The 13,771-nt window shown below is 71.9% G+C and carries 14 protein-coding genes and 1 pseudogene; 8 read left to right on the forward strand and 7 right to left on the reverse strand.

Annotation, left to right across the window (positions count from 1 at the left end; all coding sequences use genetic code 11):
- Positions 1–10: 10 nt before the first annotated feature.
- Together mqnP and ACFYUZ_RS33595 are read right to left on the reverse strand one after the other, a co-directional pair.
- Positions 11–913, reverse strand: a complete 903-nt coding sequence (gene mqnP, locus ACFYUZ_RS33590) for a menaquinone biosynthesis prenyltransferase MqnP (RefSeq protein ID WP_389315675.1) — start codon at positions 911–913, stop codon at positions 11–13.
- Positions 910–2,367, reverse strand: coding sequence for a menaquinone biosynthesis decarboxylase (locus ACFYUZ_RS33595; protein WP_389315677.1), 1,458 nt, complete (start codon positions 2,365–2,367; stop codon positions 910–912). The genes mqnP and ACFYUZ_RS33595 overlap by 4 nt, the downstream gene beginning before the upstream one ends.
- 90 nt (positions 2,368–2,457) lie before the next feature.
- Between ACFYUZ_RS33595 and ACFYUZ_RS33600 the strand changes: the two genes are divergently transcribed.
- Positions 2,458–2,859: a PLD nuclease N-terminal domain-containing protein gene (locus ACFYUZ_RS33600; protein ID WP_389315678.1), complete on the forward strand. Its 402-nt coding sequence runs from the start codon at positions 2,458–2,460 to the stop codon at positions 2,857–2,859.
- A gap of 641 nt (positions 2,860–3,500) precedes the next feature.
- Here the strand turns inward: ACFYUZ_RS33600 and ACFYUZ_RS33605 are convergent.
- Positions 3,501–3,647: pseudogene (locus tag ACFYUZ_RS33605) on the reverse strand (EamA family transporter); the annotation flags it as partial.
- 162 nt (positions 3,648–3,809) lie between these two features.
- Here ACFYUZ_RS33605 and ACFYUZ_RS33610 point away from each other — a divergent pair.
- Entirely contained in the window at positions 3,810–4,430 is a 621-nt protein-coding gene (locus tag ACFYUZ_RS33610; protein WP_389315680.1) for a flavodoxin family protein, read from the forward strand.
- Positions 4,431–4,484: 54 nt separating this feature from the next.
- Here the strand turns inward: ACFYUZ_RS33610 and ACFYUZ_RS33615 are convergent, their stop codons facing one another.
- Together ACFYUZ_RS33615 and ACFYUZ_RS33620 are read right to left on the reverse strand one after the other, a co-directional pair.
- Positions 4,485–4,676, reverse strand: a complete 192-nt coding sequence (locus ACFYUZ_RS33615; RefSeq protein WP_389315682.1) for a hypothetical protein — start codon at positions 4,674–4,676, stop codon at positions 4,485–4,487.
- Positions 4,677–4,863: 187 nt separating this feature from the next.
- Positions 4,864–5,193: a hypothetical protein gene (locus ACFYUZ_RS33620; RefSeq protein WP_389315684.1), complete on the reverse strand. Its 330-nt coding sequence runs from the start codon at positions 5,191–5,193 to the stop codon at positions 4,864–4,866.
- A 426-nt stretch (positions 5,194–5,619) separates the two neighbouring features.
- Between ACFYUZ_RS33620 and ACFYUZ_RS33625 the strand changes: the two genes are divergently transcribed.
- The 6 genes from ACFYUZ_RS33625 (at position 5,620) to ACFYUZ_RS33650 (ending at position 12,109) form a co-directional block, all read left to right on the forward strand.
- Positions 5,620–6,165: a GntR family transcriptional regulator gene (locus ACFYUZ_RS33625; protein WP_389315686.1), complete on the forward strand. Its 546-nt coding sequence runs from the start codon at positions 5,620–5,622 to the stop codon at positions 6,163–6,165.
- On the forward strand, positions 6,165–6,932 hold the full coding sequence (locus ACFYUZ_RS33630) for a GntR family transcriptional regulator (RefSeq protein ID WP_389315688.1): 768 nt from the start codon (positions 6,165–6,167) through the stop codon (positions 6,930–6,932). Before ACFYUZ_RS33625 ends, ACFYUZ_RS33630 begins: the two co-directional genes overlap by 1 nt.
- Before the next feature lie 87 nt (positions 6,933–7,019).
- On the forward strand, positions 7,020–7,472 hold the full coding sequence (locus tag ACFYUZ_RS33635; RefSeq protein WP_389315690.1) for a nucleoside deaminase: 453 nt from the start codon (positions 7,020–7,022) through the stop codon (positions 7,470–7,472).
- Positions 7,465–8,373 (forward strand): isopenicillin N synthase family dioxygenase, encoded by a 909-nt coding sequence (locus ACFYUZ_RS33640; RefSeq protein ID WP_389315692.1) that lies wholly within the window; start codon positions 7,465–7,467, stop codon positions 8,371–8,373. Before ACFYUZ_RS33635 ends, ACFYUZ_RS33640 begins: the two co-directional genes overlap by 8 nt.
- Before the next feature lie 120 nt (positions 8,374–8,493).
- Complete coding sequence (locus ACFYUZ_RS33645; protein ID WP_389315693.1) at positions 8,494–10,557, forward strand: hypothetical protein; 2,064 nt, start codon at positions 8,494–8,496, stop codon at positions 10,555–10,557.
- A 4-nt stretch (positions 10,558–10,561) separates the two neighbouring features.
- Positions 10,562–12,109, forward strand: a complete 1,548-nt coding sequence (locus ACFYUZ_RS33650) for an ABC transporter substrate-binding protein (RefSeq protein ID WP_389315695.1) — start codon at positions 10,562–10,564, stop codon at positions 12,107–12,109.
- A gap of 14 nt (positions 12,110–12,123) precedes the next feature.
- On the opposite strand, the gene ACFYUZ_RS33655 is transcribed toward ACFYUZ_RS33650, so the two are convergent.
- Positions 12,124–12,654 carry an SRPBCC domain-containing protein gene (locus tag ACFYUZ_RS33655; RefSeq protein WP_389315697.1) on the reverse strand — a complete coding sequence of 177 codons (531 nt, stop codon included), beginning with the start codon at positions 12,652–12,654 and terminating at the stop codon, positions 12,124–12,126.
- Between the two features lie 37 nt (positions 12,655–12,691).
- Positions 12,692–13,738: a c-type cytochrome biogenesis protein CcsB gene (gene ccsB, locus ACFYUZ_RS33660; RefSeq protein WP_389315776.1), complete on the reverse strand. Its 1,047-nt coding sequence runs from the start codon at positions 13,736–13,738 to the stop codon at positions 12,692–12,694.
- Positions 13,739–13,771 lie beyond the last annotated feature (33 nt).

Consider the following 13,771-nt stretch of genomic DNA (forward strand, 5'->3'; position numbering starts at 1 on the left):
GCGCCGGGGCCTACGGGGTGAGCCCGCGGACCAGCAGGTCGAGAAGGGCGCACACGAACAGGCTGATGCCGATGAAGCCGTTCGTCGTGAAGAAGGCCCTGTTCAGCCGGGACAGGTCGTGCGGCTTCACGATCGTGTGCTCGTAGCCGAAGGCGACGAGCACGATCACCAGGCCGATCCAGAAGAAGAGGCCCGCGTCCGTCACCAGGGCGTACCAGACGAGGAGACCCGTCGTCACGACCGCCGAGGCGCGGGCGCCCCACAGCGCCGCCGGGATGCCGAAGCGGGCCGGCACCGACATCACGCCGTGCGCCCGGTCCGCCTGCACGTCCTGGCAGGCGAAGATCAGGTCGAAGCCGCCGATCCAGACGCCCACCGCGAGGCCCAGGACGACCGCTTCCCAGGACCACTCGCCGGTCACCGCGAGCCACGCGCCGATCGGGCCGATGGACTGGGCGAGGCCCAGGATGGCGTGCGGGAAGTTCGTGAACCGCTTGCCGTACGGATAGACGACCATCGGGATGACGGCCAGCGGCGCGAGCGCCAGACAGAGCGGGTTCAGCAGGGCGGCGGCGCCGAGGAAGACGACGACGGCGACCCCCGCGCCGGTCCACGCCGAGCGCACGGACACCGCGCCGGTCACCAGCTCCCGCCCGGCCGTCCGCGGATTGCGCGCGTCGATCTCGCGGTCGATGATCCGGTTGCAGGCCATGGCGAAGGTCCGCAGGCCCACCATGCAGACGGTGACGAGGAAGAGCGTCCACCAGTGGATGTTCCGGTCCAGCCGGTACATCGCGGTGAGCGAGGCGATGTACGCGAAGGGCAGCGCGAAGACCGAGTGCTCGATCATCACGAGCCGCAGGAACGCCTTCGTGCGCCCCGGCCGGGCGCCGGGCACGGCCGCCGTGGTCACAGCCCGTACTCCTTCCAGCGGCGGTCCACCAGGGCCGCCGTCGCCGGGTCCGACTCCACCATGTCCGGCCAGCCGCCGTCCCGGGTGTAGCCCTCCTCGGGCAGCTTCTTCGTCGCGTCGATGCCGGCCTTGCCGCCCCAGAACTGCTGGTAGGAGGCGTGGTCCAGGTGGTCGACGGGACCCTCGACCACGGTCAGGTCGCGGGAGTAGTCGGTGTTGCCGAGGGCCCGCCAGGACACCTCGTGCAGGTCGTGGACGTCACAGTCCTTGTCGACCACGATGATCAGCTTGGTCAGCGACATCATGTGCGCGCCCCAGATGGCGTGCATGACCTTCTGCGCGTGCTTCGGGTACTTCTTGTCGATCGAGACGATCGCGCAGTTGTGGAAGCCGCCCGACTCCGGCAGGTGGTAGTCGACGATGTCCGGCACGATGATCTTGAGGAGCGGCAGGAAGAACCGCTCCGTGGCCCGGCCGAGCGGCCCGTCCTCGGTCGGCGGCCGGCCGACGACGATCGACTGGAGCAGCGGGCGCTTGCGCATCGTGACGCAGTCGATCTTCAGCGCGGGGAACGGCTCCTGCGGGGTGTAGAAGCCGGTGTGGTCGCCGAAGGGGCCCTCCGGCAGCATCTCGCCCGGCTCCAGCCAGCCCTCGATCACGACCTCGGCCTGCGCCGGGACCTGCAGCGGGACGGTCTTGCAGTCGACCATCTCGATCCGCTTGCCCTGCACGAAGCCGGCGAAGAGGTACTCGTCGATGTCGCCGGGCAGCGGCGCCGTCGAGGCGTACGTGACGGCCGGCGGGCAGCCGAAGGCGATGGCGACCGGCAGCCGCTCGCCCTTCGCGGCGGCCACCGCGTAGTGGTTGCGGCTGTCCTTGTGGATCTGCCAGTGCATGCCGATGGTGCGCTTGTCGTGCCGCTGGAGCCGGTAGAGCCCCAGGTTCCGCACGCCGGTCTCGGGGTGCTTGGTGTGGGTGAGTCCCAGGTTGAAGAAGGAGCCGCCGTCCTTCGGCCAGGTGAACAGCGCCGGCAGCTTGTCCAGGTCGACGTCGTCCCCGGTGAGCACGACCTCCTGCACGGGGGCGTCCCCGCTCTTCACCTTCTTCGGCGGCACGTGGACCATCGAGCCCAGCTTCCCGAAGGCCTCGCGCACCCCGACGAAGCCGTGCGGCAGCTCCGGCTTGAGGAGACCGCCGATCTTCTCGCTGATCTCGCCGTACGACTTCAGGCCGAGCGCCTTGAGCAGCCGGCGGTCCGTCCCGAAGACGTTCATCGCGAGCGGCATGGCGGAGCCCTTGACGTTCTCGAAGAGGAGCGCCGGCCCTCCCGCCTTGTTCACCCGGTCGACGATCTCCCCGACCTCCAGGTACGGATCGACTTCGGCCTTGATGCGCTTGAGGTCGCCTTCGCGCTCCAGGGCCCTGAGCAGCGAGCGGAGATCGTCGTAAGCCATAGGGGCAAGTATCGGTCACGGGCTAGGCTTGGCTCGTCACCGGGGCCGCCGAGACGCGCCCCCGCCACCGCTTCCAGGGGGCCGCACCACATGCTCAGGGCGTTGATGTTCATCCTGCCGCTGGCGCTTCTGATCTACGCCTTCATCGACTGCCTGAACACCCCCGAGGACGAGGTCAGGCACCTGCCGAAGGTGGTCTGGGTGATCGTGATCCTCCTCTTCCCGTTCGTCGGGTCCGTGGGCTGGCTCGCCGTCGGCAAGATGCGGCACGCCCCCGCCGGCGGCCGTACGCCCTCCGAGTGGCACCGCAATCACCGTCACGAGTGGGTCGCCCCGGACGACAACCCCGAGTTCCTCAAGTCCCTCCGCGAGGAGAACAAGAAGGACGAGTCCCTCCTCAAGGACTGGGAGGCGGACCTGCGCCGCCGCGAGGAGGAGCTGAAGAGGCGCGAGCAGGGCACGTCCGGCGAGGACACGGGGACCGAGGGCTGATGGAGCTGCGGCTCCTGGCCACCTTCGAGAGGGTGGCCGACGTCCTCGGCTAGGTCGTGGGGAAAACCCAGGTCGACCACCCAGGGCCGTAGTCCCGGGTTTGCGGCAAGGACCAGGTGTGCAGCATGGCGCGTTGGGGCTTGCGTAGGCGTACCCGGTCGCGGATGCCCGTGAGGGCCTCCAGGGCGATCCCGTGACCGGTGCGTTGAGCCTCAGCCACGATGCACTTACTGATCCTGTGATTGATGTCCCGGGCCCGGCGTGCTTCCTTGCCCGCACGCCGCTTCGCCCGCTGCTTGGCAGACTTCGTACAGCCGCCACGACAAGCAGCAGTCATCGAACGGCTGCGCCGCATCCGGCCGGAACGCGACCGGCTTACTGGTGGCCTTGCGATACTGCTTCGAGCCACGCTTGCCGAAGTTTCCGGCCTTCAGATTTGCCTTCAGCGTCGTGCAGGCGTCGGCAGCAGCTGGACCCGCACCACCAGCTTCATCGAGTGAACGCTACTCACCGCCATGGGGCTCGGACGCGAGTTCTGTGCACGATAAGCGGATCGAGCGGTAGATCGAACGCGTGAACCAATCCATGGTGCGCAAACCAACCGCCCGACCGTGCCGACAGGCACGTCTAGGACGACTCGCGAGGCCGCGGGAGCGGATCCCGGAGAGGCACCGGAAGAACACCACCTCGAAGGGCGAGGCGCCGGACTCGACGACGAAGACGCCGAGGGTGCCGGAGAGCACCATGGCGAGGGTCAGTTCAAGGGTTCCCCTGGTCTCGTTCCTCATGAGAACGACGCTACGAACGGAGCCGGAGGCGGTCCACGGGCCAGTGGACGGTCCTCCCGATGGGGGCGATCGGCGGAGCCGATGGGACCGGTCGCCGTCCGGAATACCGCCGGGAGGGGCGGGGTTGGCAACGACTACCCCACGAGACCGGAGCAGACAGACATGACCCTCGACGCCGCGCACGGCCCGGACCGCGCGTTCCTCTTCGTCCTCGGCAGCTCCCGCGCCGACGGCAACTCCGAGATCCTGGCCCGCGCCGCCGCCGCGCACCTGCCCGCCGACGTCCCGCAGCGCTGGGTGGACCTGAACGAGCTGGTCCTGCCCGACTTCCAGGACGGACGGCACGAGGACGCCGGCCGGCGGGCCGAGGAGACCGAGGAGCTGCTGCGGCGGGCGACGGTCGACGCCACGGACGTCGTGATCGTCTCGCCCCTGTACTGGTACAGCCTCTCCGCGCAGGCCAAGCGCTACCTGGACTACTGGTCGGGCTGGCTGAACGTGCCCGGCTCGGACTTCAAGGAGCGCATGGCGGGCGGCACGCTGTGGGGGGTGACGGCCATGGCGCACGACGAGCACGAAGTCGCGGACGGCCTGGTCACCGGCCTGAACCACTCGGCGGCCTACCTGGGGATGCGCTTCGGCGGGGTCCTGACGGGCACCGCCTCCCGGCCGGGCCGGATCCGCGCCGACGAACAGGCGATGATCCGCGCCAAGACCTTCTTCCAGGGCGAGGCCCCGCTCGCCCTGTTCCCGTACGAGGAGGAGGCCGGCGCCGTCGTGTGAGGTCCGGCCGCCCGGGGAAGCCGTCTCCCCGGGCGGGAGACCCGACGCGAGACGTCAGTTGTCGGAGCCGACGGTGTTGTCGTGGCCGGCGTTGAACACGTCGTCGTGCGCGAACTGGAGCCAGTCGCCGAAGACGACGGTGTGCGAACCCTCCGGCTCGATCTCGACGTTCACGTCGGCACTCGCGACGCCGGCGGTGCCGAGGACGACGGCCCCGACGGCGAGGGCGGTCAGCAGGGAACGCATGGCGGAAACCTCTCGGTGGAACGACAGAGCACTCCGCAAGCTAGGCCCTCCCGCCCCCCCGCCCTCCCCGACCCGGCCGGTGCGGCCCCGGGCCTCAGCCGATCGGCGGCAGCCCGATGCGGCCGGACGTGATCACGTGGGGCCCGGGGGTGGCGCCGCAGCAGGACGTCGCGGCGTCCGTCGGGCGTCAGGGCTTCCCCGCGAGCAGGGCGGCGGGCACCCCATGACAGGGGCACCCGCACACCAGATGACGCACCCCCGGTACGCCGCTGTCGCGGGGGATGTGGTCCCGGCAGCGGTCGTGGCGGCCGACGACACAGCGCGGCGAGCGGAACTCCGGCTCGGGCTCGGCCGTGAGCGTGCGGGTCAGCAGGGACACGGTCACCGCGTCCGCGATCTCCGGCGTCACCCACCAGCCGTCGCCCGCGCGGTCGCGGTGCGGGCCGTCGTGGCCGATGGCCAGCACGCAGACCGAGCCTCCCCACACCGGCCGTACGACCTCCGGGACGGCGAACACGGAGCGCCGCGCCCCGCAGCGGCTCATCGTGCGGCCCGGGCGGGCGGCAGAGCCGGCATCGGCGGCCGGAGGAGGACCGGGATCCGTGCCCGGCTCAAGGCCCGCAGGAAAGGGTTCCGCATGTCGTCAGCTCCCTTGTGAAGGGGTGTCATGGCCACCGGGTTCACTGTTCGGGCTCCTCGTAGGAGCCGTCGAACCACCGGTCGAGAAACCTCTGCCGTCCGGCTTCGGCCCGAGCGTGGAGAGCCGGGCTCAGGCCCGAGGGCGGTACGGGAACACCGCGCTGCGATTCGTCAGCGTCCATGGCTTCCATGAGTCCTCACCTTAAGCGCAAACAACCATAAGCGGCGAGCACTTAAGGTGAGACCCGGTCCGGAAGGAGCAACGAAGTAGGGTCGCTGACAACAGCGAGCTGGAGGTAGGAACATGTCGGGCGATGCGTGGATCAGCGAGACCGCGCCGTACCTGGCCCCGCGCGAGCCCGGCCAGAGCGACGCGTGGACCGACGAGGCCGCTCGCCATGGCCGCCGTGGCGGCCAACGACTTCTCCACGCAGGCGAAGTGGACGCTCCCGACATCGTCCGCACCGCACTGGGGTTGCCGTCCGCCGAGCGCGTGGTCGTCAGGCGCAGGCTGATCCTGCTCGACGACCGGCCCGTGGAACTGGCCGACTCCTACTACCCCGTGGCCATCGCCGGAGGCACGCCCCTGGCGGAACCGCGCAAGGTGCCCGGTGGCGCCGTCACCCTGCTCAAGGAACTCGGGTACTCCGGCGCCGAGGTCGTCGAAGACGTGAGTGCCGCCCTCGCGACCGCGGAGGAACGGAAGCACCTGGGGCTGCCCGAAGGCAGTGCCGTCCTCCACCTGCTCCGCCTGACGCGGACCGCCGACGGAACACCGATGGAGGCATCCCTGATGACCATGCCGACCGGCAGGCACCTCACGTACCGGCTCGGGAAGCAGGGCGTGTGATGGCGAAGGAGTTCAAGGACCCGAGATCGCCGCACCAGAAGATCGCGGCGGAGCTCCGGCGGCAGATCACCCGCGGAGACCTTCCTCCGGGGACCAAGCTGGGATCGACGGCCGAGCTGATGGAGCAGCACGGCGGCGTGGCGAACACGACCGTCCAGAAGGCCCTCCAGATGCTGAAGGCCGAGGGACTCCTCGAAGGGCTGCCGGGCAAGGGCGTATACGTGCGACAGCACGCCCAGCAGTCCGTCGAACCGATCGCCTACATGACGCCGGCCGGACCGGGTGAGGCCCACCCGTGGATGACCGAGGCCGCGAAGCGGCAGCAGGTCGGCAGGTCCCAGCTCCTCGACGTCGAGGTCGTCGTCCCGCCGAAGGAAGTGGCCGAGGCCCTGTGCCTGGAGGACGGCGTGCAGGCCGTGCTGCGCAAGCAGATCCTGTTCCTGGACGAGGAGCCGACGGAGCTCACCCGGTCGTACTACCCGCTGAGCCTGGTCGAGGGTACGGCCGTGCTGGAGAAGAAGCGCATTCGAGGCGGCACCCCGGCACTGCTCGACTCGATGGGGTTTCCCCCGCGTGAGTTCGTGGACGAGCTGTCGTCCGAGATCCCGACGGAGGAGGAGGTCGTGGCGCTGGAGCTTCCGAAGGACATGCCCGTCCTGGTCGCCTTCCGGGTGGTCTACTCCGACGACCGGCGCCCGATCGAGGTGACGCTGATGACGAAGGCGGCGCACCGTTACCGGATGCGCTACCGACTGCCCGTGACGTAGCGCTCCGGAACGCGACGCCGGAGCCCCCGACGGAGGACCAGCCTTCCGGCGCGTGACACCGGCGCCCCGTCGGGGAAGCCTCCTCCCATGGATCAGGAACAGGCACGCGGGTGGCTGGCCACCGCCCTGGACGAAGCGCGCGCCGGGCTCGCCGAGGGCGGGATCCCCATCGGGGCCGCCCTGTACGGCGCCGACGGGGCGCTGCTCGGGCGGGGACACAATCGGCGCGTGCAGGACGGGGACCCCTCGGCGCATGCCGAGACCGACGCCTTCCGGGCCGCCGGGCGGCAGCGCTCGTACCGGGGGACGACGATGGTGACGACGCTCTCGCCGTGCTGGTACTGCTCCGGGCTCGTGCGGCAGTTCGGGATCTCGCGGGTGGTCGTCGGGGAGGCGGAGACCTTCCGCGGCGGGCACGACTGGCTCGCGGAGCACGGCGTCGAGGTCGTCGTGCTCGATGACGCCGAATGCGCCGGTCTGATGCGGGAATTCATCGCCGCCCGCCCCGCCCTGTGGAGCGAGGACATCGGGGATGAGTGAGGCGAGTCTTCCCACCGTCGACCTGCGGCGCGACCCCGCACCGCAGCTGCCCGCCGTCGACCGCGCCCTGCGCGAGGCCGGGTTCCTGCTGGTCACCGGGCACGGGGTGGACCCCGGTCTGCGGGCCGCCATCCGCGAGACGGCCCGCGCCTTCTTCCACCTCCCGCAGGCCGTCAAGGAGCCGTACGCGGTGCGGGTCGGCGGGCGCGGGTGGCTCGGTCCGGGCGCGGAGGCCAACGGGTACGCGGAGGGCACGGCGACCCCGCCCGATCTGAAGGAGTCGCTCTCCTTCGCGGCGGAGGAGCCGACCGGGGACCCGGCGGTGGACGCCGAGTGGTTCCTGCCGAACACCTGGCCGGGCGAAGTGCCCGAGCTGAAGCCGCTGGTGGAGACGTACCTGGCGCGGATGAAGGAGCTGTCGGACCGGGTCCTCGACCTGCTCGGCGTGGCGCTCGGCGAGGAGCGGGACTTCTTCACCCGGCACACCGGGCACCCGACGTTCGGCTTCAACGTCAACTGGTATCCGGGGCGGGAGCGGACCGGCGAGCCGGAGCCGGGGCAGTTCCGCATCGGCCCGCACACGGACTTCGGCACGGTCACCGTCCTGGACCGGGAGGCGGGCAAGGGCGGGCTCCAGGTGTTCACCGACGCCGGCGGCTGGCAGGACGCCCCGTACGATCCGGACGCGTTCACCGTCAACATCGGGGATCTGATGGCCGGTTGGACCGGGGGCCGGTGGAGGTCGGGGCGCCACCGGGTGCTGCCGCCGCCGGCCGACGCGCCCGCCGAGGAGCTGATGTCGCTGGTGTACTTCTACGAGTGCACGCCCGGCACCACCATCCACGGCATCGAATCGCACGGCTACCTGCGGGCCCAGCTCGACGCCATCGCGACGGACTGACCCCCGTGGAAACGGACCGACACGGACCGCAAACACCTCCACAACAGAGTCGAAAAGCCGACCGCTTTCCCAACACGCCGTCGATATCCTTGAGTTGACTGTGACGGGGGTGGCGGGGGCGTGGACAGAGAGCTGTACGGCCGCGAGGCGGCCCTGGACGAGGGCGGGCTCGTCGCCCGCCTCGTCGGGCTCGCCCGGCAGGGGACCGCGCGCGTCGCGTACGAGCACGGGGACGACCCGCCCGTGACGGTCTTCACCGGCGGGCGCGGCATGGGGAAGACCGCCCTGCTCAAGGAGGTCCGCAACCGCTACAAGGGCCACACCCCGCTCGCCCTCCTCGACTGCGCCCGCATCGAACCGCCCGCCGACCACGGCCCCGGCTGGACCCCGGTCACCGGCGCCCTCGCCGAGCTGGCCGTGCAGCTGTCGCCGAAGGTGCCGGGCGCCCGGCCCGTGCGCTTCCCCCGGCTCTCGCTCGGCCTGGTCGCGGTCGCCTCGCTCGCCTGGTCCCAGGAGGACGACGAGCGGGCCCGGCGCGACCTCCAGCGCCTCGGGCCGCTCCTCGCGACCGTCGACGCGACCAGGGGCGCCGCCGCCAACTGGGTCGGCAAGGTCCTCGCCAAGCTCGCCGCCACCTTCGCCGAGGCCTCCGCCCCGCTCGCCGGGCTGCTCGCCGAGGCGACCGTGGAGACCGTCCTGGAGGAGGTCTTCGGCCGCCTCCAGCGCACCTCCGAGAGCTGGTACGGCACCTACCGCAACGCCGGCGGGCGCGCCAAGGCCGGCCTCCAGCAGCTCGCGATCGACTTCGAGCAGGGCGGCCGGCGCCGCGGCGAGGCCGAGGCCTTCCTCGTCGGCGCCCTCATCGAGGACCTGCGCCACGCCTACACCGGGCTCCAGCGCGGCGCCCGCATCGGCAGGCCCCTGCTCCTCCTCGACAACGCCCACGAGCCGCTCGGCCGGCAGCTCGTCGAACCGATCCTGCGCGCCCGCGCCGCCGAGGGCCGCCGCGACCGGGTCGTCGTCCTCGCCACCTCCCGGGTCCGCGAGCACGAGGGCCTGCGGCAGGCCACCCGCACCAGGCTGCCGGAGACCGCGCACCGGGCGCCCTGCCCGCGCGGGACCAGCGTCGGCTCGGGCATCCTCGCCGTCGAGCTGACCCCGCTCTCCCCCGCCCAGACCCGGTCCGCCTTCGACCGCCACGACCCGGCGGGCCGCACCCCCGCCGAGCTCGCCCGCGCCGTCCACCGGCTGACCGGCGGCCGCCCCCTCGGCGTGACCCTCCTCGGCCGGGCCGCAGGCGAGGCCCCCGCGGAGCTGCGGGCCGGTCTCACCCCGGGGCGGCTGCTCGACCTGACGGTGGAGCTGCGCGAGGACGCCCCGCCGGTGCCCGTCGCCCCCGCGCTCCTCGCCGAGCTCCTGCCGGTGCGCAGGCCGGGGCCGTACGCCGTGCTGGCCGCGACCCACGACGAGGAGTCCGCCCGGATGCTCGCCCACGCCCGGCTCCAGGCGGAGTCCCTGGACGGGGACGTGGCGCTGCGGGTCCGCGACCAGCTGCGCGCCGAGGACTGGGGCGAGGGACCCGGCCACTTCGTCGCCGATCCGCTGCTGCGCGCCCTGCTCCTGTACCGGCTGCGCTTCGAGGACGACGACCATCCGCGGTACGCCGCCTGGCACGCCGTCCACGAGACGCTGTACCGGCACTACGGCCCGGGCCCCGGGCCGTACCGCCTCCACCACGGGCTCGCCCTCGGCCGCGCCGAGGAGGCCGTCACGCACCTGCGGGAGACCTTCCCCGGGCAGGACGTCCTCGGCTGGCTCGGCCGGCTCCGGTTCATCGCCGCCGCCCCGTACCCGCGCGAGCGGAACCGGCCGGGCCCCGACCCGCGCCGGGCGGTCGCCCTCGGCCAGGAGCCGCCCGGCGCCCTCCCCACCGGTCTCGACCCCGACACCACCGAACTCCACCTGTCCGTGAGGCGGCTGCTGCACGCCGTGTGGCTGCTCACCGATCCGCTCGCCCTGCCCGACGACGAGGTCGCCGACCGGCTCGCGCACGAGCTGCGCCGGCTCTCCGGCCGCCATCTGACGGGCAGCGGTTCACTCTGGGACGCGGCGAGCCACTGGCCGCGCGACATCCGTGCCTGGCGGGAGCCGTCGCTGCCGCCGGGCCGTGAGAACGGAGTCTGACGCCATGCCCGACCGACTGGCCCTCCGGCTGCGCCGGCGCGTCCGCACCCCCCGCCAGAAGCTCGTCGCCTCGCTCGTCACCGCCGCCGTCGTCCTCGGTCTCGGCGGCTACGGCGTCTCACGGCTGACCACCCCGGAGGACCGTTCCTGCGCCCCCGGCGTGGCGCGCCCCGCCGGCAGCGACGAGTGCGTCGGCGTCAACGGCGACGGCCACGCCTTCGGCATGCCGGACCTCGACGAGGTCGCCGGCGCCATCGGGCGCGAGAACGCCACGCTGAAGGCCGGCGAGTACGCGACCGTCGCCGTGCTCCTGCCGCTGACCTCCACCGACAGCGGCATGCGGGAGAAGGTCCTGCACGAGGTCCAGGGCGCGTACGCCTACCAGTACCGGGCCAACCACGAGTCCAACAGCGAGACCCCGAAGATCCGTCTGGTCCTCGCCAACACCGGCAAGGGCAACGCCCACTGGCGCGAGACCGTCGACCGGCTCGTCTCCATGACGGGCGACCCCGACCGGCTGCGGGCCGTCTCCGGCGTCGCCACCTCCTCCACCGAGGTACGGGAGTCGGTGGCCGCCCTCACCGCCGCCGGGATAGCCGTCGTCGGCACCACCATCACCGCCGACGACATCGCCAACGGTCCCGGGGCCGGCCACAACCGCTACCCGGGGCTCGCCCGCGTCTCCCCCACCAACACCGACGAGGCCAAGGCCCTCTCGCACTTCGGCCGGGTGGACGCCACCAAGGCCTTCCTCGTCCAGGACACCCGGACCGGCGACCACTACACCGACACCCTGAAGGCCGCCTTCGCCGCCAACCTCAAGGGCGCCCCGCACGAACCGGGGCTCTTCACCTCGCCCGCCGACGCCACCGAGGAGGGCACCACCGCCAACACCTTCCGCCAGATCACCCATCTGATCTGCGACACCCGCGCCGAGACCGTCTTCTTCGCGGGCCGCCACACCCAGCTCCGGCAGTTCATCAACGCGCTCGGCTCGCGCGGCTGCACCGACCGCGCCTTCACCGTCCTCACCGGCGACGAGGGCTCCTACCTGGGCGCGGACAAGAAGCTCGACCGCAAGGCGCTGAAGGCGAAGCTGACCGTGCGGTACGCCTCGCTCGCCCATCCGGACGCCTGGAAGCCGGGGCCGGGGCGGCGGATTCCGGCGACGGGCGGTTCGGTGGTGGCGTACTCGACGTTCCTGACGGACGTCGCCCGCGCCGCGAAGAAGCCGGTGGCGCTCGCGGACGGCCAGACGATCATCGCGTACGACGCGATGGCGACGGCGGTCCACGCGATCCGCCAGGCCACCCCGGAAGGCGCGCTCTACCCGGCGAAGGAGGACGTGGGGACCCAGTGGCCCCAGGTCAAGGGCTCCCTGCGGGTGGAGGGCGCGAGCGGCTGGATCTGCCTGGACAACTACGGCAACCCGTACAACAAGGCGGTCCCGATCGTGGAACTGGCCCAGGACGGCACCCAGCGCTTCGTCCAGACGGCCTGGCCGGAGGGCCGGCCCCCGACGGAGACGTGCCTGCCTCCGAAGAGGGGGTGAGCGGCCGCGCCGCCCTACGGCACCCACTTGGGCCAGGGGGCGGCGTCGCGCTCGTACAGCTCCCGCAGGTGCCGCCACCGCTCCGGTGACCAGTCCCGCCAGTCCGTGGGGTGGCCGTCCAGCGCCGCCGCGAGCCGCTCGAAGTGGTCGTGCCACCCCGCCAGGCAGTCCAGCCGGTACTCGGCGGACCCCCGCACCTCGTTGGTGAAACGCAGCACGGTCGACCCGCCGCCCCCGGGGCCCGGTTCCAGATGGAACCGGATCCGGCCGTGCGTCGGGCCGACCGTGTACTCGGCCACGTAGTCGGGGTCCCAGGCGGTCACCCGCCCCGAGACCTCGGTGTCGCTGTTGAGCCAGCGGAGGGTGACCCGCCCGCCGAGCCGCGGTTCCAGCGGGTCCGCCTCGCAGAGCCAGGCCGGCAGGCCCTCGGGCGAGGCCACGGCCGCCCAGACCGCCGGCATCGGCTGCGGGAGGTCCACGACGAAGTGCAGCAGATGCCGGTCGCCGTCGTGGGTCTCGCTCCTGCCCCGGGAGATCTCGCTCATACCTCCAGCGTCACCCCGGGACAGGTCCCGTGCCAGCTCAGACGCCTGCGTAGGAGTGCTTGCTGCTCACGAAGATGTTGACGCCGTAGTAGTTGAAGAGGAAGCAGCCGAAGGCGATGAGCGCGATGTACGCGGCCTTCCGCCCCTTCCAGCCGGCCGTCGCGCGGGCGTGCAGGTACGCCGCGTAACCGACCCAGGTGATGAAGGACCAGACCTCCTTGGCGTCCCAGCCCCAGTAGCGGCCCCACGCGTCACCGGCCCAGATCGCGCCGGCGATGATCGTGAAGGTCCACAGCGGGAAGACGGCCGCGTTGACCCGGTACGAGAACTTGTCGAGCGAGGCCGCGGAGGGCAGCCGCTCCAGGACCGAGCGGGCGAAGGAGCCCGGGTTGCCGCCGGTCGCGAGCTTGTTCTCGTACGAGTCGCGGAAGAGGTAGAGCAGGGTCCCGACCGCACCGATGTAGAAGACGGCGCCGCAGAAGATCGCGGTGGAGACGTGGATCCACAGCCAGTACGAGTCGAGCGCCGGGACCAGCTGGTCGCTGGGGGTCTTCAGCCAGGTGACGGCCATGCCCAGGTCGAGCAGGACGGTGGTGACCAGGGGAAGGCCGATCCAGCGGACGTTCTTCTTCGCGAGGAGGAAGCCGAGGTACGCGCCGACCGCCACCGTCGAGAAGGTGGTGGAGAATTCGTACATGTTGCCCCACGGGGCCCGCTGCACGGACAGCGCCCGGCTGACCACGCCCGCCGCCTCGACCGCGAAGGCGAGGACGGTGAGCGAGACGGCGATGCGGCCGTAGAGGTCGCCCTTGACCGTGCCGCCGGCCGCACCGGGACCGTCCGGCACGTCACGGGTGCCGGACGCGGAGCGCGTGACGACCTTCGGCTTGTCGAGGACGGCGGTGCCTCCGGCCTGCTTGACCCGCACGGTCACGGCGGCGGCCGGGGCGCCCGGGGCCTGCTGCGTGAGGGCGGCGGCGGTGCGGCCGACCTTGCTGCGGCTTCCGAACACCCACTCGGCGATGTGGGCGAAGAAGGCCAGGGTGTAGACGGCCATCGAGGAGTAGATGAGCAGGTCGCTCATCCGCGCCAGGCTCTCGTTGGTCGTCGTGGCGGC

Source organism: Streptomyces sp. NPDC004266 (assembly GCF_042874095.1).
Taxonomy (GTDB): domain Bacteria; phylum Actinomycetota; class Actinomycetes; order Streptomycetales; family Streptomycetaceae; genus Streptomyces.